Origin of the sequence: Pseudomonas sp. KBW05 (assembly GCF_003852405.1) — a bacterium.
Taxonomy (GTDB): domain Bacteria; phylum Pseudomonadota; class Gammaproteobacteria; order Pseudomonadales; family Pseudomonadaceae; genus Aquipseudomonas.
On record NZ_QAJM01000016.1, the window covers coordinates 329,308 to 353,859 of the forward strand.

At 60.6% G+C, this 24,552-nt stretch carries 20 protein-coding genes; 12 read left to right on the forward strand and 8 right to left on the reverse strand.

Features of this window, described 5'->3' with window-relative positions; translation table 11 throughout:
• Positions 1-156: 156 nt before the first annotated feature.
• Entirely contained in the window at positions 157-3,030 is a 2,874-nt protein-coding gene (locus tag DBR46_RS16090) for an EAL domain-containing protein (protein ID WP_124526978.1), read from the reverse strand.
• A 246-nt stretch (positions 3,031-3,276) separates the two neighbouring features.
• Here DBR46_RS16090 and uvrD point away from each other — a divergent pair, with 246 nt between their 5' ends.
• From uvrD to DBR46_RS16140, 9 genes are all read left to right on the forward strand, one after another.
• Positions 3,277-5,460, forward strand: a complete 2,184-nt coding sequence (gene uvrD / locus DBR46_RS16095; RefSeq protein WP_124526979.1) for a DNA helicase II — start codon at positions 3,277-3,279, stop codon at positions 5,458-5,460.
• A 271-nt stretch (positions 5,461-5,731) separates the two neighbouring features.
• Positions 5,732-6,604, forward strand: coding sequence for a Tim44 domain-containing protein (locus DBR46_RS16105; RefSeq protein WP_124526980.1), 873 nt, complete (start codon positions 5,732-5,734; stop codon positions 6,602-6,604).
• Between the two features lie 174 nt (positions 6,605-6,778).
• Positions 6,779-7,276, forward strand: coding sequence for an RNA polymerase sigma factor (locus tag DBR46_RS16110; protein ID WP_124526981.1), 498 nt, complete (start codon positions 6,779-6,781; stop codon positions 7,274-7,276).
• Between the two features lie 43 nt (positions 7,277-7,319).
• The gene (locus DBR46_RS16115) at positions 7,320-8,294 is read left to right on the forward strand and encodes a FecR domain-containing protein (RefSeq protein WP_256659317.1); all 975 of its coding nucleotides are present in this window, start codon (positions 7,320-7,322) and stop codon (positions 8,292-8,294) included.
• A gap of 144 nt (positions 8,295-8,438) precedes the next feature.
• The gene (locus DBR46_RS16120) at positions 8,439-11,549 is read left to right on the forward strand and encodes a TonB-dependent receptor (RefSeq protein WP_177414065.1); all 3,111 of its coding nucleotides are present in this window, start codon (positions 8,439-8,441) and stop codon (positions 11,547-11,549) included.
• A gap of 74 nt (positions 11,550-11,623) precedes the next feature.
• Positions 11,624-12,373 carry a Slam-dependent surface lipoprotein gene (locus DBR46_RS16125; protein ID WP_124526983.1) on the forward strand — a complete coding sequence of 250 codons (750 nt, stop codon included), beginning with the start codon at positions 11,624-11,626 and terminating at the stop codon, positions 12,371-12,373.
• 128 nt (positions 12,374-12,501) lie between these two features.
• Complete coding sequence (locus DBR46_RS16130; protein WP_124526984.1) at positions 12,502-13,263, forward strand: Slam-dependent surface lipoprotein; 762 nt, start codon at positions 12,502-12,504, stop codon at positions 13,261-13,263.
• A 92-nt stretch (positions 13,264-13,355) separates the two neighbouring features.
• The gene (locus tag DBR46_RS16135) at positions 13,356-14,855 is read left to right on the forward strand and encodes a porin family protein (protein WP_124526985.1); all 1,500 of its coding nucleotides are present in this window, start codon (positions 13,356-13,358) and stop codon (positions 14,853-14,855) included.
• 119 nt (positions 14,856-14,974) lie between these two features.
• Positions 14,975-15,382: an SMI1/KNR4 family protein gene (locus DBR46_RS16140; RefSeq protein ID WP_017739032.1), complete on the forward strand. Its 408-nt coding sequence runs from the start codon at positions 14,975-14,977 to the stop codon at positions 15,380-15,382.
• Positions 15,383-15,451: 69 nt separating this feature from the next.
• On the opposite strand, the gene DBR46_RS16145 is transcribed toward DBR46_RS16140, so the two are convergent.
• On the reverse strand, positions 15,452-17,215 hold the full coding sequence (locus tag DBR46_RS16145; protein ID WP_124526986.1) for a cation:proton antiporter: 1,764 nt from the start codon (positions 17,213-17,215) through the stop codon (positions 15,452-15,454).
• A 290-nt stretch (positions 17,216-17,505) separates the two neighbouring features.
• Here DBR46_RS16145 and DBR46_RS16150 point away from each other — a divergent pair, with 290 nt between their 5' ends.
• A complete protein-coding gene (locus DBR46_RS16150; protein ID WP_017739034.1) occupies positions 17,506-17,982 on the forward strand; it encodes an acyl-CoA thioesterase in 477 nt (158 codons plus the stop codon).
• Between the two features lie 141 nt (positions 17,983-18,123).
• Here DBR46_RS16150 and pdxY read toward each other — a convergent pair whose 3' ends face one another.
• The gene (gene pdxY, locus DBR46_RS16155; protein ID WP_124526987.1) at positions 18,124-18,996 is read right to left on the reverse strand and encodes a pyridoxal kinase PdxY; all 873 of its coding nucleotides are present in this window, start codon (positions 18,994-18,996) and stop codon (positions 18,124-18,126) included.
• A gap of 117 nt (positions 18,997-19,113) precedes the next feature.
• Here pdxY and DBR46_RS16160 point away from each other — a divergent pair, with 117 nt between their 5' ends.
• Positions 19,114-19,509 carry a DUF3301 domain-containing protein gene (locus DBR46_RS16160; RefSeq protein ID WP_017737585.1) on the forward strand — a complete coding sequence of 132 codons (396 nt, stop codon included), beginning with the start codon at positions 19,114-19,116 and terminating at the stop codon, positions 19,507-19,509.
• Here the strand turns inward: DBR46_RS16160 and DBR46_RS16165 are convergent.
• The 4 genes from DBR46_RS16165 to dksA are packed head-to-tail and all read right to left on the reverse strand — an operon-like array spanning position 19,503 to position 22,792.
• On the reverse strand, positions 19,503-20,465 hold the full coding sequence (locus DBR46_RS16165; protein ID WP_124526988.1) for a GTP-binding protein: 963 nt from the start codon (positions 20,463-20,465) through the stop codon (positions 19,503-19,505). The genes DBR46_RS16160 and DBR46_RS16165 overlap by 7 nt on opposite strands.
• A gap of 44 nt (positions 20,466-20,509) precedes the next feature.
• A complete protein-coding gene (locus DBR46_RS16170; RefSeq protein WP_124526989.1) occupies positions 20,510-21,154 on the reverse strand; it encodes a DUF1826 domain-containing protein in 645 nt (214 codons plus the stop codon).
• A complete protein-coding gene (gene zigA, locus DBR46_RS16175; protein ID WP_026136887.1) occupies positions 21,154-22,362 on the reverse strand; it encodes a zinc metallochaperone GTPase ZigA in 1,209 nt (402 codons plus the stop codon). Before zigA ends, DBR46_RS16170 begins: the two co-directional genes overlap by 1 nt.
• A 25-nt stretch (positions 22,363-22,387) precedes the next feature.
• Positions 22,388-22,792, reverse strand: a complete 405-nt coding sequence (dksA, locus tag DBR46_RS16180; RefSeq protein ID WP_124526990.1) for an RNA polymerase-binding protein DksA — start codon at positions 22,790-22,792, stop codon at positions 22,388-22,390.
• A 126-nt stretch (positions 22,793-22,918) separates the two neighbouring features.
• Between dksA and DBR46_RS16185 the strand changes: the two genes are divergently transcribed.
• Positions 22,919-23,287, forward strand: a complete 369-nt coding sequence (locus DBR46_RS16185) for a glutamine synthetase (protein WP_124526991.1) — start codon at positions 22,919-22,921, stop codon at positions 23,285-23,287.
• On the opposite strand, the gene DBR46_RS16190 is transcribed toward DBR46_RS16185, so the two are convergent.
• Positions 23,284-24,486: an N-acetylmuramoyl-L-alanine amidase gene (locus DBR46_RS16190; RefSeq protein WP_124526992.1), complete on the reverse strand. Its 1,203-nt coding sequence runs from the start codon at positions 24,484-24,486 to the stop codon at positions 23,284-23,286. The genes DBR46_RS16185 and DBR46_RS16190 overlap by 4 nt on opposite strands.
• Between the last annotated feature and the right edge of the window lie 66 nt (positions 24,487-24,552).

The window sequence follows — 24,552 nt, forward strand, 5'->3', positions numbered from 1 at the left end:
GGACTCTTGTTATTGGCAGGTGCCAGGGATGTAGCAAGCTTGTAGTTATACTACAAGAATTGTCGTTTTGCCCGTCTGATGCATCACTAAATCGCCCTGCTGCCCTCTGATTCAAAGGGCAGGCGCTTTGTAGCCATCGGGGCGGCCCCGCCGTCATTAAGGAAAATCTGCATTTTTCCGTAACAAATCTGCCAACCCTTCTGCCTGCATTGGCCGGCTGATCAGATAACCCTGCACTTCGTCACAACGCTCCTGCCGCAAGAAGTCCAACTGCTGCTTATCCTCCACACCTTCGGCCACCACTTTCAACGCCAAGCCATGGGCCATGGCGATGATTGCTCGGGTGATGGCCGCGTCTTCACGGCCCTGGCCAAGACCACGGATGAAGGTCTGGTCGATCTTCACGTAATCCACGGGGATGCGCTTGAGGTAGCTGAGGGACGAATAGCCGGTGCCAAAGTCGTCGATGGCCAGCTTCACCCCCAGGTCGCGCAACTGCTGGAAGGTGGCGATGATGTGCTCAACGCTATCGAGCAGCTGGCTTTCCGTCAGTTCCAGCTCGAGATATTGCGGGTCCAGCCCGGTTTCTTCGAGGACCTGGCGCACCAGGCTGACCAGTTTGCCCTGGCGCAACTGATGCACCGACAGGTTCACCGACACCCGGATCGGCGCCAGCCCCTGGCGCTGCCATTCGCACGCCTGCCAGCAGGCCTGGCGCAGCACAAATTCGCCTAGCGGCACGATCAGGCCCGTCTCTTCCGCCAGGCCGATAAACTCACCCGGCGGCACCATGCCCCACTGCGGATGCTCCCAACGCACCAGCGCTTCGGCGGCGTTCAGCTTGCCGGTGGCCAGGCATAGTTTCGGCTGGTAGAACACCGTCAGCTGGCGGTCTTCGATGGCTTTGCGCAGTTGGTTTTCCAGCTGCAAGCGCTCCAGCGTGCTGGCTTGCAGGCTGTCGGTGTAGAACTGGAAATTGTTGCCGCCCAGGTGCTTGGCGTGTTGCATGGCCATGTTCGATTGGCTGACCAGCGCGGAAATTTCCCGCGCATTATCCGGCAGCAGGCTGACGCCCATCGAGGCGCTGACTACCAACTCATGCCCGTCCACCGTCACCGGCACGCGCAGTTTGGCCAGCAACCGCGTGGCCACCCGCGCCAGGCTCGACAGGCTGCCGTAGGCGTCGAACAGCACGGCAAATTCGTCGCCGGAGAGGCGCGCAATGGTGTCCGCTTCCGGCAAGGCATTGATCAAGCGCCGCGCCATTTTCTGCAACAGTTGGTCGGCAACTTCGTGGCCCAGGCTGTCGTTGAGCAGCTTGAAGCGATCAAGGTTGATATGCAGCAGCGCCAGGCTGCGCCCGCCCTGGCGTACCCGCGCATGGGCTTCGCGCAGGCGCTCGCGGAACAGCGAGCGGTTGGCCAGGCCGGTCAGCTCGTCGTAATGGGTGAGGTAGCGCATGCGCTCTTCGGATTCGCGCCGCGCGGAGAGATCGGCGAAGAAGCCCACGATATGGCTGACCTTTCCCCGAACATCACGCACCACATTCAAGTGCAACCACTGCGGGTACAACTCGCCGTTCTTGCGCGTTTCCACCAGTTCGCCCTGCCAGGTGCCATGGCTGAGCAACGCCTGGCGGATCACCGGAAAGTGGCGGCGCGCGTCGCGGCTGCTGGGCAGTTCGACGACGTTGCGCCCGAGCATGTCATCGATGTCAAAACCGGTGACACGGCTGAAGGCCTGGTTCACCGCGATCAGCTTGTAGTCCGGGTCGAGAATCACGATACCTTCGCTGGCCGCCTCGAAGACCGTCGAAGCCAGTCGTTGCTGCTCTTCGAGGACTTTACTGGCGCTGATGTCGCGACGGGTGCCGAGCATCCGGGTGACCCGGCCGCTGGGCGCGCGCTCCACGGCGCGGCCACGGTCTTCGATCCAGACCCAGTGGCCGTCACCGTGACGCACGCGGTATTCAACCTGATAGTCCTCGCTGCGGCCCTTGAGATGCTCGACCAGCGCACGCTTGAGCAGCGGCAAGTCGTCGGGGTGCAGGCGTGGCTTGAGGTGACTGAGCATCGCCGTGACGTACTCCGGCTCCAGGCCGAACAACTCCTTGAGTTGGGTGTGGTGGACCTCGTCGGTTTGCAGGTTCCAGTCCCACAAGCCTAGCTCGCTGGCTTGCAGCGCCATGGCCAGGCGCGCCTCGCTCTTGTTCAGGGCAAGGCTGGCAGCGTCGAGTTCCTGGCTGCGCTGGGCCACGCGGTCTTGCAGGCCGGTCTGGGCTTCGCGCAATTCCTGCTCGATCTGGCGGCGCTGTTCGACTTCGCGCACCAACTCTTGATTCAACTGCTCGCTGCGCTGCTGCGCCTGCTGCAAGTGTTCGATCAGCGCCTGGTTCTGGAAGCGCCGCAACAGCCCGCGCTGGATCAGGCGGTTGACCTGCCACGCCACCACGCTCAAGGACGCCAACAGAATCAGGCCGAGCACACCCCAGCCTTGCTGCTGCGGGGCGCCGTTCCAGAAGAGATAGAGGATCGCCGGCACCAGGCATGGCAAGGCAAACGACAGGAACGCCGGCAAGCTCACGGCGTAGGCCACGCTGGCCGACAGCGTCGCGGCGCCGATCAGACCAAACACCCAGGCCTGCTGCATAAAGCTGTCCACCGGCACCAGGGCGATGGCGGCGGTGGCCAGGGTCAGGCCACTGACCGCCGAACCGAGCATGAACATGCGCCGCCACACCGGCTGGGCCTGGCGACTGGGCATCGCCGAATCAAACGCCGCCACCTGGATCACGCGCATCGCTACCAGCGCCAGCAGCCATACCAGCCAGATGCTGTCCAGCAGGTACTGTTTGGGGTTCCACAACAGCCAGGCACAGACCAGGCCGTTGACCAACATTAATAAGGTGGGCAACAACGAGCCCTGATACAACAGGCGTGTGCGTTCGACCGCCATCTCAGTGGCGTAGTGCTTGCGGATAACCTGCGCGGGCGCCGCCGAGGGGCTGAGCAGGTCGGTGCTGAGGGTCATAGGCAGTGTTCTTATAATGGTGAGCCCGAAACGTGCACGGAGCATACACAAGCCTGCGCGTGCGCCAAACTGCTCCACGTCATAAAAACCAGCGGATATTTACCCGCAAACCTCGGTGCCAGACAGCTTGGGCAAGGCGGTCCGGGGGCTGCACCCGATGACCGACCGGTCATCAGCCCCAACAGAATTATCGACCATCCGGCATTGGGGTTTGCCCCACTCCCCCGAGGGCCATAGAATGCGCCGATGCGCGATGATCTCTCCCTTTTGCTGAACTCCCTCAACGATGCCCAACGCCAGGCCGTAGCAGCCCCCGTTGGCCGTCAGTTGGTCCTGGCCGGTGCTGGCTCCGGTAAAACCCGAGTGCTGGTGCACCGTATCGCCTGGTTGATCCAGGTCGAAAACGCGTCCCCCCATTCGATCCTGTCGGTGACCTTCACCAACAAGGCCGCTGCCGAGATGCGCCATCGCATCGAGCAGTTGATGGGCATCAGCCCGGCCGGCATGTGGGTGGGCACCTTTCACGGCCTGGCGCACCGCCTGTTACGGGCGCATTGGCAGGAAGCGGGCCTGGCCCAGACCTTCCAGATTCTCGACAGCGATGACCAGCAACGCCTGGTCAAGCGGGTGATCCGCGAGCTGGGGCTGGACGAACAACGCTGGCCGGCGCGCCAGGCGCAGTGGTTTATCAACGGCCAGAAAGACGAAGGCCTGCGCCCGCAGCACATCCAGGCCAGCGGCGATCTGTTCCTGGCTACCATGCGCAGCATCTATGAAGCGTACGAAGCGGCCTGCGCACGTGCTGGCGTGATCGACTTCTCCGAGCTGCTGCTGCGCGCCCTCGACCTGTGGCGTGACAACCCCGGCTTGCTGGCCCATTACCAGAAACGCTTCCGGCACATCCTGGTGGACGAATTCCAGGACACCAACGCCGTGCAATACGCCTGGTTGCGTCTGCTGGCCAAGGGCGGCGACAGCCTGATGGTGGTGGGCGATGACGACCAGTCGATCTACGGCTGGCGTGGCGCGAAAATCGAGAACATCTACCAGTATTCCGAAGACTTCCCGGACGCGATCACCATCCGCCTGGAACAGAACTACCGCTCCACCGCCGGTATCCTCAAGGCCGCCAACGCCTTGATCGCCAACAACACCGGGCGCCTGGGCAAAGAGCTGTGGACCGACGGCGGCGAAGGCGAGGCGATCAACCTGTACGCCGCGTTCAACGAGCACGACGAAGCGCGCTACGTGGTGGAAACCATCGAAAGCGCGCTGAAGACCGGCCTGGCGCGCAGCGATATCGCCATCCTTTACCGCTCCAACGCCCAGTCGCGGGTGCTGGAAGAAGCCTTGCTGCGCGAACGCATCCCGTACCGCATCTATGGCGGCCAGCGCTTCTTCGAGCGCGCCGAAATCAAGAACGCCATGGCCTACCTGCGTTTGCTGGAAGGTCGCGGCAACGATGCGGCGCTGGAGCGGGTGATCAACATTCCGGCCCGTGGCATCGGCGAAAAAACCGTCGAGGCGATTCGCGATCACGCGCGCCATGCCGATGTGTCGATGTGGGAAGCCATGCGCTTGCTCGTCGCCAATAAAGGCCTGACCGGTCGTGCAGCCGGGGCGTTGGGGGTGTTTGTCGAGCTGATCGAGAACCTCGCCGCCAAGTGTGCGGAAATGCCCCTGCATTTAATGACGCAGACGGTGATCGAGCAGTCCGGGTTGATTGCCTACCACGAAGCGGAAAAAGGCGAGAAAGGCCAGGCTCGGGTAGAAAACCTTGAGGAACTGGTCAGCGCCGCCCGCGCGTTCGAAAACACCGAGAACGAAGAGGAGTTGACCCCGCTCGCCGCCTTCCTCGGCCATGCCTCCCTGGAAGCCGGTGATACCCAGGCCGACGAGCATGAAGACAGCATCCAGCTGATGACCTTGCACAGCGCCAAGGGCCTGGAGTTTCCGTATGTGTTCCTGGTGGGCATGGAAGAAGGCCTGTTCCCCCACAAGATGAGCCTGGAAGAACCCGGCCGCCTTGAGGAAGAACGCCGCCTGGCCTATGTGGGCATTACCCGGGCGATGCAGAACCTGGTGATGACCTACGCCGAGACCCGACGCCTGTACGGCAGCGAGACCTACAACAAGGTGTCGCGCTTCGTACGTGAAGTGCCGAAGGGGCTGATCCAGGAAGTGCGTTTGTCCAACAGCGTCAGCCGCCCGTTCGGCGGCGGCCAGCAGCAGAGCGCCAGCAGCCTGTTTGCTGGCTCCGCAATCCCGGAAACCGCGTTCAGCCTCGGCCAGCAGGTCAAGCATGCGATCTTCGGCGAAGGCGTGATCCTCAACTTCGAAGGCGCCGGCGCCCAGGCACGGGTGCAGGTGAACTTCGCCGAAGGCAGCAAGTGGCTGATGATGGGTTACGCGAAGCTCGAAGCCATCTGACACACCTTCTGTGGCGAGGGAGCTTGCTCCCGCTGGCCTGCGCAGCAGGCCTGTCTTTTGGGGCCGCTTCGCGCCCCAGCGGCAGCAAGCTCCCTCGCCACAACGACAGCGTGCCCTTGTATTCCGACAAGACGGGCCAATATCTGTAATACGTCCTACAGACCTTTCAGATTTCGTCTTACGCAAAAGCCCGAAACATTATGTCGCTAGCCACTGTCACGACACCTGTGCAACATGGCGCGCGTGCAATCCACAAATGGGAATTCCCTTTATGAAACGTTTTCTTAGCATCGCCATGGCGTTGTGCATCGGCCTGACGATGAGCCTCGACGCCAACGCCAAGCGCTTCGGTGGCGGCAAAAGTTCGGGCGCAGCACCGACTCACCAAACCAGCCAGATGGCTCCCTCCGCTGGCGGCATGGGCGGTGCAGCCGCTACCGCAGGCGCGGCCGGTGCTGCTGGCGCTGCTGCCAAGGCCGGCGGTGCTTCGCGTTGGTTGGGCCCTCTGGCCGGCATCGCGGCCGGTGGCCTGCTCGCTTCCATGTTCATGGGCGGCGGCTTCCAGGGCATGCAGATCTTCGACATCCTGATCATGGCGGTCATCGCCTTTGTGATCTTCCGCTTTATCGCCGCCCGTCGCCGCAAGCAGCAGGAGCACATGGCTCCAGCCGGCGCGCCGATGCAGCGTGAAGTGTTCGAGCAAAAGCCGGCCATGGGCTCGATCTTCGGTGGTTCCGCAGCCCCTGCTGCTGCCCGCCCAGTGATCAACGCTCCGGCGTGGTTCAACGAAGAGCGTTTCGTCGAAGCGGCCCGCAGCCACTTCCAGTCCCTGCAGCAACACTGGGACGCCAACGAAATGGACAAGATCGCCGAGTTCGTGACCCCGCAACTGCTGGAGTTCCTCAAGCGCGAACGCGCTGAACTGGGCGACGCGTTCCAGTCGACCTACATCGACGACCTGCGCGTACAACTGGAAGGCGTGGATGACCGCGCCGACAAGACTATCGCCACCCTGACCTTCAGCGGCGTGTCGAAAAACTCGCGCTTTGACCAAGGCGAAGTGTTCAGCGAAAGCTGGAACATGGAACGCCCACAAGGCGAAAACCAACCTTGGCTGGTTGCCGGTATCCGCCAGAACGGCTGATCACCTGGCGCCTTGAGCGCGCAGTAAACGACCCCGGCGGTGTAGTGAAATACACCGCCGGGGTCTTTTTTTGCCTGTCAGAAATGCTTTGTTGTTTTTACTGGATTAATGAGAAACATTCTCACTATACTCGTGCCCTCTCCCGGTTCTGCCCGAGCATAGGAACGTGCCGCCGTGCTGGAAAAACTCTTCAATCAACATGCATCCGCCCTGCATCGTTACCTGTTGCGGAAGAAATGCACCCCCAGCCTTGCCTCGGACCTGGTGCAGGACACGTTCCTGCGCATCGCCCAGCTGGAGAACATGGAACGCATCCTGTGCGCGCCGTCGTACCTGTTTCGCGTCGCGCACAACCTCATGATCGACCACCATCGACGCTACGGTGAAAAGCGCTTCGACAGCGACGCAGCCGCCTATTTCGACACTCTGGTGGACGAAGCCAGCGGCCCGGAAGAGCAAGCGCTCGACGCCCTGGCCCTGGAGCAGTTGGAAAGCCTGCTGGAACGCATGCCAGAGCGCACCCGCGATATTTTCATGCTGTGCCGGGTGGAAGGCATGACGCACAAAGAGACCGCCCGCTATTTACGGATATCCACAAGCTCTGTACAAAAACACATGGCGATGGCGCTGGCCAAGATTGGCAAGGCGCTTGATCCAGACCAAGAGGGCTAGACCTTGGGTATCTTGAAAAGCAAGAAGGTAAACAGTCAGAACCGTGAATGCTCCCCCACAAACGACCGACCCGTTGGAGCGCAAAGCTGCCGATTGGGTGATGCGTCATCGACAAGGCCAGCTGTCGGCGCGTGAGCTAGAAGCTTTTCAGCGTTGGCAGGAAGCCGACCCCAGGCATGCCGCCGCCGCCGGCCGGGCTGACCGTGCCTGGCGCGCCACCGCCTCGCTCAAACGCCACCCCGGCTATGTAAAACCGCAACGCCCGCCGCGCACGCTCTGGACCCGCAATACCTGCGCCAGCGCCATCGGTGCTGCCGCGCTGGGCTGCTGGATGCTGCTCGCGCCGCCCTTCTGGCTGCAAGCGCTGAACAGCGACTATCACACCGGCTTTGGCGAAGTTCGCCACATTACCCTGGCAGATGGCAGCCAGGTTGAACTGGGCAGCCACAGCATCCTGAACGTCGCCTATGACGAGCAAACTCGCCTGGTCAACCTGAGCCAGGGCGAAGCGGTGTTCACCCCATCGCCGATCAATGATCAGGAGCGCCGCCCTTTTACCGTGCGCGCGCCCGGCGCCGACATCACTGCACGCGGCACACGCTATCTGGTCGGTGTCGGTCAGGATCGCGAAGGCTGGGTCGGGGTTTTGCAGCACAAGGTCGAGGTCAACCTGACGCCCGCCCAGCGCGATGATGCGGCCGGCTCCGCCCTGCTGGAGCAAGGCAACAGCCTGCGCTTCAGCCCCAAGACCGGCTTGGTGCCGCTCACCACGCGCCCGGATGAACTGGCCAGTTGGCAGGAAGGTCGCCTGGTGTTCCAACGCGAACCGCTGGGCGAAGCGGTGGCGCGCATCAATCGCTACCGACCGGGGCTGGTCGTGGTCAAAGGCGACACATTGAGTGCGGTGCGCATCAGCGCGGTGATGCGTCTGGACAATCTCGACGACGCCCTCAAACACCTCGCACAGCAAGCCCACGGGCGCATTCTCGACCTGCCTGGACTCACGCTGATCTACTGAAAGGCCCCGCCTGCGGGCCTTTTAACATCATGAATATATAAAACAAGATACATAGATCATAACGATCTATCGCGTTTTTGCTGCTGCTGCGTTTCTACTACATGTGAATAACTCTTATTTGCTTTAGTGAGGCCGGTTTTGCAGATGCAACAGAACAACAAGAAGCGCAAGGCAGCAAATCGCACGCGACTGAGCCTGGGCATCCAGCTCGCCGTGTTCGCGCTGGCCGCCGACGCCGCCGCCATCAACCCGGTGCAAACCCGCCCGGTCAGCAGCGCTGCACAGGTGCAACCCCAAGGTGCTTACCACGACTTCGACGTACCCGCCCTGTCGCTGGACGAAGGCCTGGTGCTGCTGGCGCGCCAGGCGGGTGTCGAGGTCTACCTGGGCAGCAATGACCTCACCGGCACCTACGGCAACCCGGTCAAGGGCCGCCTGTCCCTGGAAGCTGCGCTGCAACAACTGCTCGCCAACCAGGCGCTGACCTACAGCCTGGGCAGCCAGCCCGAGCGGCCGATCATCCAGGTGCAACCCGCGCCGGGCATGAGCGGCATCCAGCAAGGCGACCTGCACCCGATCTACGTGCATGGCCTGGACGGCAAAGAGTCGCGCGACGAAAAGGGCTACAACGACATCTACGATCTGGACGTGTCCTCCGTGTATTCCGGCAAGGAACAGATCGAACGCTACAAAGGCGCCGCCCCCGCCGACATGTTCAAGGGCATGCTCAACGTCTACAGCGGTGACGGCCGCAACAGCGGCGCGCTCGACCCCAACGTGCGCGGCATCCAGGGCCCCGGCCGGGTGCCGCTGACCATCGACGGCACCGAACAGGCGCTGACGGTGTATCGCGGCTACATGGGCGCCAACAACCGTAACTACATCGACCCCAACCTGATCGGCAGCATCAAGGTGCTCAAGGGACCGAACCTGGAGCGCAACGTCTATAGCGGCGTGGGCGGCGCGGTGGTCGCCAACACCTTGAACGTGGATGACATCCTCAAGGAAGGCCAGGAGTTCGGCGGCGAGCTGAAGATGGAAGGCAGTAACAACTCGGTGTCGCCCAAGTTGCCGCACTTGATGACCGGCCAAAGCCCGCCCGCCGACTATCAATACATCCCCATTAATTCCTACTACGACCCGTCGCTGTACAAGCACCCGCGCACCAGCCGCGACAACAGCCTGATCACCGGCGGCGACTCGGCCTACCGCCTGGCCCTCGGCACCCGCCAGGAAAAATTCGAACTGCTCGCCGCCTACGCCTACCGCGAAAAGGGCAACCACTACGCGGGCAAGAACAAGAGCGGGTTCTACGCCACCGGCAAACAGGTCAATGGCCAGTTCGACTACATCCCCAACCTGGCCAACATCTATAAACCGGGGGATGAAGTGCCCAATACCTCTAGCAAGATGGAGTCGTGGCTAGCCAAGGCCAAGCTGAAGATCGACGACGACCAATCCCTGGAGTTCGGCTACCGCGACACGGATTCGCTGTACGGCGAAATCCTGCCGTCACGCATTTCGTTCTTCCGCCCCGGCGACCAGTACGACGCCGCATCCAGCGGCGTACCGCAGTGGCCGCTAAGTCATGTGCAGAGCAAAGCCTACAACCTGGAATACAACCTCAAGCCCGAAGGCAACCCGTGGGTGGATTTCTATTCCAACCTCTGGGCCACCAATACCCAAAGCGACACCTATACCAGTGGCGGTGTGCCCAACTCCACCAGCATGGCCAACCCGGCATTCAGAAATACAGCCGTGGCCAACGCGCAACATGACCGGGCCGGCGTGACCCTCAGCAACAAGTTCAAGATGCTGGATAGCCTGGACCTCACGTTAGGCGCCAGTTACCAGCACGAAAAGTTAAGCTCGAAGGACGACTACTACGACCCCATTATCTTCGACCTCTTGCGCATGAACCCGCGCGCTGGGCGCCGGGACGAAAGGGAGTACAACTTCAACTTCGATTGGCGGCCGGTCAGTTTTGTCAAATTCACAGCAGGCGCGCGCTACTCGTCTTACTGGGCGTTCGATGATTATTTGAAAGAAACTCAAGACGCGTCAGGTGTGACCACCAAAGTGTATGAAACTGGAAAAAGGGTGAATTACACCACGCGCAAAATATTGACCGACAGCGAGGTAGAGGCAGCGATTGCGCAAAAAATTGCTGAACAACAACCCACCTGGGACGCCTGGGGATTTACCGAGGAAGATAAGGCGGTTGTCACAGAAGAGATCAGACGCACAACCACCAGCATTCAGGACACTTACAACACGGCCGACTGGGCAAGCGATGATAAAGGTCGTTTCTCACGCGCCACTGACCCCTGCATCATTGCGGCGAACTCGGGGGAAAATGTAATTGCTTGTACCACCTCGACAAACCAGCCCGTTGTAAAAGACGTCAAAGCCAAGCACCAGAAAGACAGCGGCTGGGCGCCCAGTGCATCGGCCACGTTTTATACCTCGGAAAATGGCCGATTCTATTTGCGCTACAGCGAAGCCATCCGTTATCCAAGCATGTTTGAAAGCACCCTCGGCTTTTCAGCATCCATAAATCCCTGGGGCCTTGAGCCGGAGCATGCCTATAACTATGAAGCTGCCTACATTCACAACCTCGCGGGCTGGGGTGGAAGTGAGCGTGCGGATATCAAGCTGACCTATTACAACAACACCACCAAAAATGTGATTGAACGTGACCCCTCGCTATTCTTCAGCAACCTGGAGAAGCAGACGACCTCCGGTGTGGAACTCCAGGGACGCTACGACAACGGCGGATTCTTCACCGACCTGAGCATTGCCCATGTACTGAAAAACAGAGTCTGTGATGAAAATTCCGCCGTCAGCATCAGCGCCAACGGCAGTACCCCAAACTGTGTGGACGATGGTTTTGTCGGGGGTTACCTAGTGAGCATGTCCCAGCCGGAATGGTCAGCCAATCTGGGCTTGGGCGCGCGGTTCTTCAATCGCAAGCTCGAAGTCGGCGGACGCGCCATTTATTACCGCCAACACGAGAGCAAGTTTGAAAGTAACTACGCCGACAGTGCCATGGTCAGTTACTACATCAACACCCCGATGTCGTGGGACAAGATAGTGACCTATGACGCCTACGTGAACTACAAGTTGACCGACGATGCATCTATCGAACTGACCGGCACCAACTTGAGCAACCTTTATTACGTCGACCCACTGACACGTTCGGCGGTGCCGGCCCCGGGTCGCACGTTAAAACTTGCATTCACAACAAACTTTTAGCCATCAGTCAATGCCGAGCTGTTGCACCGCTCGCGAAAACGGAAGTTTATGAACTTCATCAGTCAGGGAATGAGATGAAACTTTTAACTGTGGCAACTCTGTCAATTGGATTGCTTGGACTCAGTGACATGATTCGGGCGGAAAACGCTTCCGGCCAAAGCTATTACGGCACCATCAACGTCGGTTACACGCATGCCTATGGGCCACCTGGATATCCCAGCGTGCCGGGCCAACCCAGCATTGTATTGGTGAGCCCTTTCAATACGACGCCAATCGCCTTCAACGCCCTGAAGAACATGATTCTGCCCGACACAAATGGGGTCACAAGCTTGTCATCACTGCCACCCCCTGCAATGGGCAGCTTTGATTTCAAAACCATTGCAAGCCAGCAAGTGTACTTCGGTGAATGGTCGAACAGCGGCGCCGATAATGACCCCACCCGAGTCGTGTATTACAGCGGTGAAACTACCGGCCGAGTGTTGCCAAGCACCAACGTCACCTACGCCGTTCAAGGTATTAACAACTACTCAGGTACCAACCTGCTCACAGGTGAACTGACTGCAAGTTTCGGTACCGCGGCGCCTGCGCTGACGGGAACACTGAGTAACAACAGTCTTAAAATACAGTTATCTGCCCCTATTTCCACGGCAGATACCAGCTTCAGCGGCTATGCCATCGTTCGTAACGCCAGCACCCAATCACTGCTCTCATCGGGGACGACGCAAGGCAGCTTCTTCGGTGCCGGCACCACCGCATCTATCGCCGGCATCACTAAGTTTACCAATCGAAATTACGACACCGCGTTTGGTGGAGTCGTTAAGTAACCCGCAACGCTAACTTAATCCAACTTACAACTACGTTCTAACGTGTGAGGTGTTCCATGGGAGGCTAAAGAAAACTTGGCAGATGCTTGACGTGTTGACTTAATTAAAATCACTCAATGGATGATGAAATGAAAACTTTCAACTACACAGTATTGGCAGTGGCTCTTCTTGGTTTGGCTGGCGTTGCTCAAGCAGATACTTCTTCTGGCCAAAGCTATACCGGCACTATCGTCGTGGAAGGCTCCAGCGGCACGGGTTCTACCAATCACCCGGGCACTGCTGGCCAACCGTCCGTAGGCGTGCTGGCGTTTTACGGCGGTGCAAAAGTGGGCTTCAGCGGTCTCAAAGGCATGGTCGCCACTGACGCCAATGGCGTCACCACCATTACCCCGGCCATGATGCCAGCCTCCCACGCCGCGCTGGGTAACTTTGACTTCAAGCAAGTCGCCAGCCAGCAGGTCTACTACGGCGAGTGGTCGCAGAACGGCACCAACAACGACCCGACTCGCGTTGTGTACTACTCCGGTGACAACACCGGCCGTGTACTGCCAACGACCAGCGTGACCTACGCGGTACAGGGCATCAACAACTACTCCGGGGCTAACGTTCTTGCCGGTGACTTGACCGCCACCTTCGGCACTGCCGCGCCAACCTTGACCGGCTCTATTGCCAACAGCACCCTGCGAGTCGGCGTGAACGCCAACATCAGCACCAGCGATGCCAGCTTCGCGGGCAGCGCCACAGCGCGCAATGCCGCAACCAATGCGTTGCTGTCCACCGGTACGACCAATGGCAACTTCTACGGCGCAGGCTCTACCGCGTCGCTGGCCGGTATCACCAAGTTCACCAACCGCGACTACGACACCGCTTTCGGCGGCGTAGCCAAGTAACAGCGGCTTGAACTGACGTAGCACCACCAAGCAAGTGCCTGGCCTCCAGGCACTTGCTTTTGGCGTTTTGAAGCGATCCCGAGAGCCCGGTAATGCCCCAGCCCTACTGCAAGCGATCCCTCACGTTGCATGTGTTGCCCCTTTCCCTGCTGCTGTTCATGGCCCCGACGGTGTTCGCCGCCGACCAGGACACCAGCCTGCGTCTGAACCAGAGCATCGAGTACCGCGCCAACAAGCAAGAGCGCGAGTTGCTCAAGGATGAACTGCCGAGTGACGGTGCCGCGCCGTCGCTGACCATCGACGGCCAGACCTACACCGTCGGCAACAACCTCGACGAGTTGGGCCGCGCGGTGTACCTGAGCGTCGAGCGCCAGCAATGGCCAAACGCCCGCGACTACCTCAAGCGCTACACCGCCCTGCCCGGCCACGACCCGATGCTCACCGCCTACGCCAACGGCGGCTTGGCCCGTGCCGATGGCGACCTGGACAGCGCCGAACGTTATTACCAGGACCTGCTGGCCATCCAGCCCGACTTCCTGCCCGGGCGCCTGGAACTGGCGCGGGTGCAGTTCGAGAACCGCAAGGACCGCGACTCCAAGGCCGTGTTCGAAAAAATCAGCAGCAGCCTCAGCCCGTCGGACGCCCAGGCCATGGGGCTGGGCAAGACCGTCGACAGTTTTATCCAGGCCCTCGACCATCGCGAAGACTGGCAAGGCTCGTTCGCCATCGGCCCGACCTGGAGCGACAACCTCAACCAGTCGTCCGAAGGCAGCGTGACTTACCGCTACCAGACCGCTGAAGAAACCTACGTGGTCAAGCAATCCCTGCCCAAGGCCGTGTCGGCCCACGGCCAGGATTACGAGGCCACGCTCAACAAACGCATCGCCATCAGCGGCCATCACGGGCTGTTCGTGCGCTCGCTGTTGTACGGCCAAGCGTACGAAAAAGAGAGCAAGTACAACGAATCCACCGTGATCAACAACGCCGGCTACAGCTACCACGATGCGCGCAACCAGTACGCCTTCGGGCCGTCGTACGAGTTCAACACCATTGGCGACAACGCCATGTACAGCGCCTGGGGCCTGCGCGGCGAGTGGATTCACACGCTGTCGGCCACACGCATGTTCAAGCTCGAAGGCGAGTACAAGGACATGACGTACAAACACCAGATCAACAGCAACCTCGACGGCGGTATCAGCTCGGTCTACGCCACCCTGTGGCAAGTATTGCCCCGGCAGTGGACGCTGTTCGGCGGCGTCGACATTACCGAGCGCAACGCCCGCGACCGCGTCGCCGCGTACCTGCAAAAAGGTGTGCGTCTGGGCGTCGCCAAGGATTTCGACATCGGCGTGAGCGCCGTGCTGTTCGCCTCGTACCGCAAGCGTCAATACGATGCCTACAGCGCAATCGTCGATGGCCGACGCAATGAGGATGAGCAAGGCTACACCTTCATCCTGCGTGCCCCACGGTTGGCGGTGTACGACGTGGTGCCCAGCCTTACGGTCAAATACAACAAGGTGCAGAGCAACATCGACTGGATTTATTCCTACGACAAAAACAGCATCAGCCTAAAACTGGAGAAACAGTTCTAGTCCGCCGCTGTCACAGGGATTGTGCTTGCGCTGAGATATCTATTTCACGGTTGCACTTATAGCGAGCTACTGTATAAAACGCCCCTATAAACCGCGCCATCAGCAAGAGGATCCCGGCCGTGGAAGAAATCATCGAACAATTGCGTGAAGCCAACGAACCGGTCCCGGTTCCTTTGGAGCTGCCTGACGAAGACCAACTGGTGGAAATCGAAGAACAACTGTTCATCGACATCCCGTTTGTCTTCCGTGAGTTCCTGCTGACCGTCAGCGACGTGGTCTACGGCAGCCTGGAGCCGGTGACCGTCACCGACCCGCAGTCCCACACCTACCTGCCGGACGTGGCCGCCAACGCCTGGGATGCCGGCGTTGATCGCAGCATGATCCCGATCTGCCAGGACGGTGACGACTACTACTGCGTCGAAGAAGACGGCACCGTGGTGCTGTGGTCCGGCGAAGAAGAGCTGGTCACCGAAGAAACCTGGGAATCGGTGTGGCACTGGGCGCGGGACGTCTGGCTGGAAAGCTGAGTCTTGTGTGCTCTTGTGGCGAGGGAGCTTGCTCCCGCTGGGCTGCGCAGCAGCCCCCGACATCCGCCACTAGTGCTCCGCCGTATCTTTATGGTTATCCAGCGTCTCCAACAAGGCGACCTGCATCCGCGTATGCACGCGGATGAACCAGCGCCAGAGCACGGCCGCCACCGCCGCCGTGACCACGGCAATCAGCACCAGCAACTTGTTGGTCGGCAGAATACTGGCCGACAAGGCTGCCAATAGCAGGAAGATCACCAGCAGCGACAGGATCGGGATCAGCTCCGCGATCACCCGTCGTACGCGCTGGGTATGGCGCCCGGCCATTTCCGGTTTCACGCTCATCTCCGCCAGCAACATCGACAGCGCCTTGAGCTTGCGATACGCCGCAATCAAGAACGGCAGCGACAACAGCAACGCCCCACCCCAGATCAACGCCTTCTGCCAGCTTGGATCACTGATCCAGCCTTCCAGGTAGCCGCCGATGCGCTTTGCAAAAAAACTGCCAGTGAAGAAAATCGCCACCACCAGCGCCAGGTTCACCCCCACCTGCAGGATGATCTTGCGGATCATCGACGCCAGCATCGCGCCCTCGCCCTGGGGCTGAATGCTGCGCAGCCATTCGCCATACATGCCAAACACTCGGCTCATGCGCTTGGGCATCACCGCCGCAATCTTCAACGACAGTGGGTCGGCGCCGCGAATCAGGTAGGGCGTGAGCAGCGTAGTGATCGCCGAAACGGCCACTGCCACCGGATACAGGAAGTCACTGGTTACCTGCAGCGTCATCCCCAGCGCCGCGATGATGAAGGAAAACTCTCCAATCTGTGACAGCCCCATGCCCACCCGCAGTGAGGTGCGGCCATCATTGCCGGCGATAAACGCCCCAAGGCCGCAGGACAACATCTTGCCCAGCACCACCGCCACCGTGATCACCGCAATCGGCCAGGCGTATTGCAGGAGGATCTGCGGGTCGATCATCAAGCCAATCGCCACAAAGAAGATCGCGCTGAACATGTCACGAACCGGCTCGATCAAGCGCTCGATCTTAATCAACTGGCGGGATTCGGCCATGATCGCGCCAATCAGGAACGCACCCAGCACCATGCTGTATTCCAGCTTGACCACCAGCAGGCAGAAGCCGAAACACAGGCCGAGCACAGTGATCAGCAGCATCTCGTTGCTTTCGAACTTGGCCACGTAGGCCAGCAGACGCGGCACCAGCAAGATGCCGATGACCAGCGCGACGATCATGAACAGCGAGAGCTTGCCGACCGTGGAAAACACCTCGCCGGAGCTGACCGTGCCACTCACGGCGATGCTCGACAGCAAGGCGATGATGCCGATGCCGAGGATATCTTCGACGATCAACACACCGAAAATCAGTTGGGCGAAGCGCTGGTTTTTCATCTTCAGGTCGTTGAGCGCCTTGACGATGATGGTGGTGGAGGAGATCGCCAGGATCGCGCCGAGGAACAGTGAGTCCATGGTGTTCCAGTCGAACCACTGGCCGATCTCGTAGCCGATCCAGATCATCAGGATGATCTCCAGGAACGCCGCGATAAACGCCGTGGCGCCGACCTTGAACAGCTTGCGCAGGCTGAACTCCAGGCCCAGGCAGAACATCAGGAAGATCACCCCCAGCTCGGCGAGGGTCTTGATGGTGTCTTCGTCGTGGATCAGGCCGAAAGGCGGGGTGTGGGGGCCGATGATAAAGCCGGCGACGATATAGCCCAGCACCACCGGCTGCTTGAGGCGGTGAAACAGGATGGTGACCACCCCTGCAACCAGCATGATCACGGCCAGGTCCTGGATAAAGCTGATGGCGTGCATGGCGAGGGGCTCCTTGAAGGTACCGGCGCTTTTCCCACTTCCGTACGCGCCTTTGGAATGTCGCAAAGTGCGGAAGGAAAAGTCTGCCTAAATCGTAAGAAATGCCCTGAGACGGGCTTTTGCAGGTTAACACCGCGACTTCCGGCAGAAAGCCGGTGCAATATATGGAAACAGATCGGCCCAGGCGTGACGGCAAGCCGCCCACCTGCGTCCCGTTATGGATGGCGCTGCAAAGATTCCAGCACCCGCAGAGGTGCCCCCCAACCAATGCCTACAACCGTGAGTGTGCTATGGAACCCGGAAACGCCCAACTGTCGATGACGGTGCTGATGACCCCTGATATGGCCAACTTCTCTGGCAATGTCCACGGCGGCACCCTGCTCAAGTACCTCGACGAAGTGGCCTACGCCTGTGCGAGCCGTTATGCCGGCCGCTACGTAGTGACATTGTCCGTAGACCAAGTGATTTTTCGCGAGCCGATCCATGTCGGTGAGCTGGTGACCTTCCTCGCGTCGGTCAACTACACCGGCAACACCTCGATGGAGGTGGGGATCAAGGTGGTCACCGAAAACATCCGCGAGCGCTCGGTGCGTCATACCAACAGCTGCTTCTTCACCATGGTCGCCGTGGACGACCAACGCAAGCCGGCCGCCGTGCCGCCGTTGCAGCCGCACAACAGCGAAGACAAGCGCCGCTTCGTACAGGCGCAGCAGCGCCGGCAGATTCGCCAGGAGCTGGAAAAGCGGTATCAGGAAATCAAAGGCTGAGACACGGCAAAGCTCGACCTGTAAACCCAATCAAAATGTGGGAGCGGGCTTGCTCGCGAAAGCGGTGTGTCAGTCAAAGATGTTCCAACTGAACCACCGTATTCGCGAGCAAGCCCGCTTCCACATTTTTGATTTGCGGTGTTACAAGCCTATCGGCGTGGCTTCAAAGCGCACCCGCGGATGGGCAATACGATCCTGGGCCCGCACCAGCTCCAGCTCGTAACTCGCACACGCCTGGGTTTCCAGCAGCACTTCATGCACCGCCGCGGCAGTGAACTCGAAAGCCGCCACTAGGCTGTCGCCCAGCAACACCCGCGCCAGGAACAACCCCGACGTCAGATCACCCACGCCCACCGGCTGACGCGGAAACGCCAGCAACGGCCGGCGCAGGTGCCAGCTGCCATCGTTGGTCACCAGCAGCATCTCGAAACCTTCCGGCAACTTGCCCGGATAATCCAAGTGTTTAACCAGCACCGCCTTCGGCCCACGCGCCAACAAGGACTTGGCCATGGCCAGGCAATCGAACAGCGACTGCGGCTTGCGCCCGGCAAAGCTGTCCAGTTCCAGTTGGTTGGGGCACAGGAAGTCAGCCATGGCTGCCGCTTCGTCCAGCAGGAAATCGCTGACTTCCTGGGGCACGATGCAGCCCTTTTCCGGGTGACCCATGACCGGGTCGCAGAGGTACAGGGCCTTGGGGTTGATAGCCTTGATGCGCGCCACACCGGTCAGAATCACGCGGCCCTGGTCGGCACTGCCCAGGTAGCCGGACAGCACCGCATCGCAGTTGCCCAACTCGCCAATCGCCGCAATGCCTTCCACCAGCGCCGGAATTTGCTGCGGCGCCAACACTTCGCCGGCCCACTGGCCATACTGGGTGTGGTTGGAGAACTGCACCGTGTTCAGCGGCCAGACGTTCACCCCGACGCGCTGCATGGGGAACACGGCGGCGCTGTTTCCGGCGTGGCCAAAGACCACATGAGACTGGATCGCAAGCAGATGAGGTGTGCGTTTCATGCAGGGGATTTCCGTAAAGCCGTTGAAATTCTGGCCGCGCAGTATGCGACTAAACGCAGCCTGTACGACAGACCAGCGACACAGTTAAGCTGCTCTCACTTTGTTGGAGTTTTTCGCATGCTGACCCTGGGAAATATCTTCGTGTTGATGCTGCTGGCGACCGGTGCCGCCTGGGTGTGGCACAACCACGGCCTGCGCGAGCGCGCGCTGGAGCGGGTCAAGCAGCATTGCGCCAAGCTCGACATCGAACTGCTCGACGGCGCCGTGGCGCTCAAGCGCATCGGGTTTGTAAAGGATGCCAAGGGCCGCCGGCGCCTGGCACGCATCTACAATTTCGAATTCACCGTGACCGGCGAAAGCCGTCATCCGGGGACCATCACCCAATTCGGCGCCCACAGCGCGCAGATCGAACTGGCGCCCTACCCGTTCGAGATCAAGACGCCGCTGCCCAGCGCCGACGTGATCGAGCTCAGCCAATGGCGCCAGGACCACGCCAGCAAGAACCGTCACTGACGACAGGCGGCCAGCGCGGCCTGTAGCGCCGCCACGTCCTGTGGCGCGCTGAAGATCAATTCGATACGCGAATCGCGACGCCATTCGCTGGGTTGCCAGGTGAGCGGGCTGTTATCCACCGCATTGGCGCTGACCCAGCCTTCACCGCTGTGGATAACCAGTTTGGCGCGGCGCCATTCAAGGTTTTCCAACCACTGTTGCAGGCGCTGAGTGTCGAATTGCTGGCTCGGATGCCAGCGCCAGCCGATGCTCCAACCGCCCTCTTGGGCCTGACTCAGGCAGATTGGCAGCACGGGGTCGCTCCAGATCGCCGGCATTTGCGCGAGGCCTTTGGGGACTGCGAAGTTATCCACAGCGCTGCCCGCCTTCGCATTCAGGCCTGGCAGCTGCGCCAGAGGCAACTGCGCCTGACGCGTCCAGTAATGCGGGCAATCAGGCAATTGCCGTTCGACAGCCTGGCGCTGCGCGGCGTCCAGCCCTTCTTCCTTGTTCAACACCAACAACCCCGCACTGGCCAGCGCTTCTTGTTGCGCCTGCGGCAAAGGTTTGCCCGCCGCCAGGGCTTGGGCATCCAGCACCAGCACGCACGGCTGAACCGCCAGCACGTCCTGCCACGGCGCCGCCTTGAGTTGCTTGAGCAACTGCGCAGGATGGCCCAGCCCCGACGGTTCGATAAACAGCCGATCCGGCTTGGCCTTACGCAGCAAACGGCCCAGGCCGACCTGGAACGGTGCGCCATTCACACAGCACAGGCAGCCGCCGGCGACTTCGCCCAAGGCAATGCCGTCGTCATCCAGGGTCAATAGCGCGGCGTCCAGGCCAATCTGCCCAAACTCGTTGATCAACACGGCCCAACGTTCGTTGGCCGGACGTTGGGCGAGCAGGTGCTTGATCAGGCTGGTCTTGCCGGCGCCCAGGGGACCGGCAATCACATGGGTGGGAATGTTCTGCAACATGGAAGGCATCGTTCAGGCCGTGTAGAGGGTTTGATCCTACGCGGTTATGCGAGCCAATCCAGCGTCAGGATCAAGCGGCGCTCGTCCGTTTTTAACGCGGGCGAACGGTGGATCAGGCCATGACCTTCGTTACCGTGCCATTTGGTGCCCTTGAGCAGCGCGACTTCGCCGCAGTGGATCTGCTCGATCCGCTCGCTCGGTTCGGCGTCTGCCTGGCTCAACTGACGGCGGTCCATCACTCCCTCGCGCAACCACTGGCTGCCAATGCCGGCGTAGGTGGTGATCAGCCGCACCGGCACGTGATCGACGTGAAAACGCGGGCACATGGCCTTGTCCAACAGGCGCAGGCGCACGCCAATGCGCTTGGCGCCCAGCAGGCAGGCAAACGCGCTGACCAGCCACGAGACATCGGCGATAAAGCCCTCGTAGCCTTCAAGATCACGACAACTGGACGCCAGGTCCTGCAAGTTCGGCACGGCATCCTCGCTGTCGAGCTCGATCACCATCGAATCGGCCAACGGTTCGTTGAGCGACACCAGCAAGGCACCGAACTCGGCGATGTGCAGGGGCAACTGACGCTGCCACAGCGCCAGGTTCACACCGTCTTCGAGGATATCGGACAGGGCCAGCGGGGTTTCCCCACGGGTCTGGCGAATCACGGGACGCAGGGGGATTACCGGGGCGAGCATCAGGCGGCTGCCTCCTCATACCAAGGGCCAAAAGGATCGGCCAGCAAGCGCCAACCTTCGACGCCCAGGGCCATTTCTTCATCGTTGAGCAGGCAGGCGTCCAGTTCGGCGCGCATGGCGGCGAAGTCAATGTTCTGCCCGATAAACACCAGTTCCTGGCGGCAGTCGCCGGTGCTCAGTTGCCAATTACCCATGATCGCCGCGACATTTTCTTCGTCCTGTGGCCACTGGCTTTTGGGCACGAAGCGCCACCAGCGTCCGGCAAAACCATGGCGCATCAGGCCACCGGCCTGAGACCAACTGCCAGCGTCCTGGTGCTTGCTGGCCAGCCAGAAAAAGCCCTTGGAGCGCAGCAGTTTGCCGTTGACCCAAGGGCGGTCGATAAAATCGAAAAAGCGCTGTGGATGGAACGGCCGGCGCGCGCGGTAAGCGGTGGACGCGATGCCGTACTCTTCGGTTTCCGGCACATGTTCGCCGCGCAATTCCTGCAACCAGCCCGGGGCCTGGGCCGCACGTTCGAAGTCGAAGCGCCCGGTGTTGAGGATCTTATGCAGCGGCACTTCGCCCATGACCATCGGGATGATTTCGGCCTGGGCGTTGAGGCGTTCCAGGATCGCCATCAGCTCTTCGCGTTCGCGGCTGCTGATCAGGTCGATCTTGCTGATCAGGATCACGTCGGCGAATTCGATCTGTTCGATCAGCAGGTCGGTGATCGAGCGCTCGTCCTCTTCGCCGAGGGTTTCGCCGCGCGAAGCCAGGCTTTCGGCGGCCTGGTAGTCGAGCAGGAAGTTCATGCCATCGACCACCGTGACCATGGTGTCCAGGCGGGCGATGTCGGCCAGGCTTTGTTCGTTTTCATCGCGAAAGGTGAAGGTTTCGGCCACGGGCAGCGGTTCGGAAATGCCGGTGGACTCGATCAGCAGGTAATCGAAACGACCTTCCTTGGCGAGTTTTCCCACTTCCAGCAGCAGGTCTTCACGCAAGGTGCAGCAGATGCAGCCGTTGCTCATCTCTACCAGTTTTTCTTCGGCGCGGTTGAGGGTGACGTCGCGCTGGACCTCGCTGCCATCGATGTTGATTTCGCTCATGTCGTTGACGATCACCGCCACCCGCAGGTTTTCGCGGTTGCGCAGAACGTAATTGAGCAGCGTGCTTTTACCGGCGCCGAGAAAACCGGACAACACAGTAACGGGGAGACGATTGGGCATCAGGTATTCCTCATCAGGTGGCTGGTCAAATCGCCCGTTTATGGCGTTCGCGCAGCTCTTCACGTTCTTTGGCTTCGATACACAGGGTGGCGGTAGGACGTAGCAACAAGCGCTGTAGGCCGATGGGCTCGCCGGTTTCACGGCACCAGCCGTATTCACCACGGGCGAGCAGTTCGAAGGCGTCGTCGATCTTGTCCAGCAGCTTCTTTTCGCGCTCCAGCAGGCGCAGTTGCCATTGCCGTTGTTCTTCAGCGCTGCCCACATCGGCGGGGTCGCTGTTGGGTTCCTGCTCGCGCAGCAACTGGAACTCGGCGTCGATGCGCGCTTGCAGCTCATTGCGCTGGGCCAACAGCAGTTCGCGGAAGAAGCCCTGCTGGGCTTCATTCATGTAGTCGGCGGGCGGTTGGGCCAGCAGGTCTTGTTCAGTCATGGGGAGCGGTTCACGGGTCAGGCTGTGCTTTTATGTTATAGTATAACAATACAAATAAGCCAATCCCCCTTGCTCGCCACGACGAAGGGCGCAATGCTTGAGCACTTTCCAGCCCTGAGAAACCCTATGAAATACCTGGCGTGCGCCCTGTTATTGGCCGTGGCAGGCCCGGCCTGCGCGCAAGTGCCGAGCCTGCTGGCGACATGCACCCGCAGCGCCAACCTGCTGGCCTGCGTGGACCCGCAAGGCAATGCCTACAGCGTGGCTACGGTGGGCAGCACCACGTATTTGCGCGGTTTCGAGGTGGTCGGCAAACGCCGTTGGGCACAGACCAACAGCCGTTATGGGCAACTGACGTTTTTTACCGGGCTGGCCTCGGACGGTGAGGCGTGGGTGGGCTACACACGGCGTGTGGGCTGGACCACGATCAACCGGTTTTCCAGTTCCGGTGGTTCCAGCGCCAAATTCACCTGCAGCCGGATTACCGGTTGTTAGACCTGGACGGCCTTCTGTTCCTGGGCCCAGGCCATGTAGCTGTTCATCGGTGGATTCTTCTGGAAGTACTTTTTCAACCCGTCGAACAGACCATCCGCGACCGCCTGTTGATGACGCGCCGTGACCAGGCGTTCAGCGTCCCGGGTGTTGGAGATAAACCCGGTCTCCACCAGGATCGACGGCACGTCCGGTGACTTGAGCACCGCGAATCCAGCCTGTTCCACGCGCTTCTGATGCAGGGTGGTGATGCCTTCCAGGCTGCCCAGGATCGAGCTGCCCAATTGCAGGCTGGAGGCGATGGTGGCGTTCATCGACATGTCGAGAATCACCCCCGCCAACATCGGATCCTTGTCCTTGAGGTTGAGCAGCGTGGTGGCGCCCAGCAAATCCGCACCGTTCTCACGCTGTGCCATGAAGCGCGCCGTGGCAGACGTCGCGCCCCCTTCCGACAACGCATACACCGACGCCCCAGAAGCCGTCAGCCGTGGCGCGGCATCCGCATGCACCGAGATGAACATATCGGCCTTGTGCTGGCGGGCGATATCCACGCGTTTGCGCAGCGGCACGAAGAAATCGTCGTTGCGCACCAACTTCACGTCAAAGCCCTTCTCGCGCTTCAAACGCTTGGCCAGCAACTGAGCAATGGACAGCACCACGTCTTTTTCGCGCTGGCCTTTGGAGCCGATAGCGCCTGGGTCTTTGCCGCCGTGGCCGGGGTCGACCACCACGATGATGTCACGCTTGGGGTGCGCCTTGTCCGTGATGGGCGCGGGCTCAGCGGCGATTTGCCGAGGCGCGTGGGTGCTGCTGGTCAAGTCCAGCACCAGGCGATGACCTTGGCCATCCTGCGGCGGCAATAGAAAGCTGTTGAGCTGCATCGGCGCGGCCAGGTCCAGCACGATGCGCGTGTCCGCCTTGCCGAAGTGCCCCGAGCGGATCGACGTGATGCCGCTGTTCTTCAAGGCCAACTGCGAAAAATCACCACTGAGCCCGGCACCGCTCAGGTCGATGATCAAGCGCTCCGGCGAGGTCAGGGAAAAGGTCTTGTACTGCACCGGCCCGCTGAGATCGAACACCAAGCGCAGCTTGTCCGCCGAGCGCCACAGGCGCGCATTGCTGATCTGCGTGGCGTGGGCCGCAAACGGCAAGGTGAACAGTGGGCTAACCAGGAGCAGGTTGAGGAGCTGACGTCTGTGCATGACAAATACCGCAGATAAAGGAGCGTCCGTACTCGACAGGGCTGAAAAAAGGCAGGAGCAGAATAT

Coding starts and splice junctions, on each gene's coding strand:
- pdxY (WP_124526987.1), bottom strand. CDS start 18,996: ATGAAACGCACACCTCATCTGCTTGCGATCCAGTCTCATGTGGTCTTT.
- DBR46_RS16150 (WP_017739034.1), top strand. CDS start 17,506: ATGGAACCCGGAAACGCCCAACTGTCGATGACGGTGCTGATGACCCCT.
- DBR46_RS16145 (WP_124526986.1), bottom strand. CDS start 17,215: ATGCACGCCATCAGCTTTATCCAGGACCTGGCCGTGATCATGCTGGTT.
- DBR46_RS16125 (WP_124526983.1), top strand. CDS start 11,624: ATGAAACTTTTAACTGTGGCAACTCTGTCAATTGGATTGCTTGGACTC.
- DBR46_RS16090 (WP_124526978.1), bottom strand. CDS start 3,030: ATGACCCTCAGCACCGACCTGCTCAGCCCCTCGGCGGCGCCCGCGCAG.
- DBR46_RS16135 (WP_124526985.1), top strand. CDS start 13,356: ATGCCCCAGCCCTACTGCAAGCGATCCCTCACGTTGCATGTGTTGCCC.
- zigA (WP_026136887.1), bottom strand. CDS start 22,362: ATGCCCAATCGTCTCCCCGTTACTGTGTTGTCCGGTTTTCTCGGCGCC.
- dksA (WP_124526990.1), bottom strand. CDS start 22,792: ATGACTGAACAAGACCTGCTGGCCCAACCGCCCGCCGACTACATGAAT.
- DBR46_RS16120 (WP_177414065.1), top strand. CDS start 8,439: ATGCAACAGAACAACAAGAAGCGCAAGGCAGCAAATCGCACGCGACTG.
- DBR46_RS16170 (WP_124526989.1), bottom strand. CDS start 21,154: ATGCTCGCCCCGGTAATCCCCCTGCGTCCCGTGATTCGCCAGACCCGT.
- DBR46_RS16160 (WP_017737585.1), top strand. CDS start 19,114: ATGCTGACCCTGGGAAATATCTTCGTGTTGATGCTGCTGGCGACCGGT.
- DBR46_RS16105 (WP_124526980.1), top strand. CDS start 5,732: ATGAAACGTTTTCTTAGCATCGCCATGGCGTTGTGCATCGGCCTGACG.
- DBR46_RS16130 (WP_124526984.1), top strand. CDS start 12,502: ATGAAAACTTTCAACTACACAGTATTGGCAGTGGCTCTTCTTGGTTTG.
- uvrD (WP_124526979.1), top strand. CDS start 3,277: ATGCGCGATGATCTCTCCCTTTTGCTGAACTCCCTCAACGATGCCCAA.
- DBR46_RS16185 (WP_124526991.1), top strand. CDS start 22,919: ATGAAATACCTGGCGTGCGCCCTGTTATTGGCCGTGGCAGGCCCGGCC.
- DBR46_RS16190 (WP_124526992.1), bottom strand. CDS start 24,486: ATGCACAGACGTCAGCTCCTCAACCTGCTCCTGGTTAGCCCACTGTTC.
- DBR46_RS16165 (WP_124526988.1), bottom strand. CDS start 20,465: ATGTTGCAGAACATTCCCACCCATGTGATTGCCGGTCCCCTGGGCGCC.